Raw genomic sequence first — 752 nt, 5'->3', positions numbered from 1 at the left:
TGCGTGGTTAAGCAACTAATTTAGCAAATAAATCACAGATAGAATATTCCGAAGGAATGTTCGTAAGTCGGCAGTGAACCAAGCAATTAATTATACACGGTGTTGTAGCCAGTTATTTTAAATATTTTTCAATCATTTTCTTATTAGACAAATCTATTAATTCAGAACTATTCCAATCCATCATTATTAAATTCCATTTTTCTCCAATTTCCGAAAGCACATTGGTTACGTTTTCGTGATTCAGTCCGTCAAGATTTGTAATCCATATATTTTTCACAATTTCATTCTCAAAGTCAAAATAAACTGCTGAATAATCTTTTCCAAATCCGATTGTATTTTCACTTTTTACTCTATAATCATTTCCGTATCCAGTTATAATTTCAGTATGCTTTTCAGTTCCAAGTTTCGCTAACAAACTTTCAAGTTCAGATTTGCTAATTTTTTTGGTCTTTAAACTGACTTTATTTTCTTCTCTCACATAAATATCTGAATATCCATTTTCAGATGTAAAGTCACTTATATTATCAGCTTGTTTTATTAATTCGGATAGATTTTCTCGTGGAACTATTTCTATTTGACAGAAATCATCTTCGTGATATAAAATTGTTCCTTTAGCACGATACTCTTGCTTTGTCAATTCAGTTTTGGGGCTTTCAGTATTCTTTTTTGTAAAGTAAAGAAATGCAAAGAATGCCAAGATTATTCCTATAATAATTATCATTCGGATTTTCATTTTCTAATTGGCTACAACG

Annotated in this window: 1 protein-coding gene; it reads right to left on the bottom strand. The window is 29.9% G+C overall.

The window, feature by feature from the left end; all coding sequences use genetic code 11:
* Positions 1 to 112: 112 nt before the first annotated feature.
* Positions 113 to 637 carry a hypothetical protein gene (locus Q0807_RS18840; protein ID WP_301162060.1) on the bottom strand — a complete coding sequence of 175 codons (525 nt, stop codon included), beginning with the start codon at positions 635 to 637 and terminating at the stop codon, positions 113 to 115.
* Positions 638 to 752: the final 115 nt, after the last annotated feature.

Origin of the sequence: uncultured Winogradskyella sp., assembly GCF_947495255.1 — a bacterium.
In the GTDB taxonomy this organism is placed as follows: Bacteria; Bacteroidota; Bacteroidia; order Flavobacteriales; family Flavobacteriaceae; genus Winogradskyella.
Note: the sequence above shows the minus strand (reverse complement) of the source record. Positions and strands in the feature narration are given on the sequence as shown.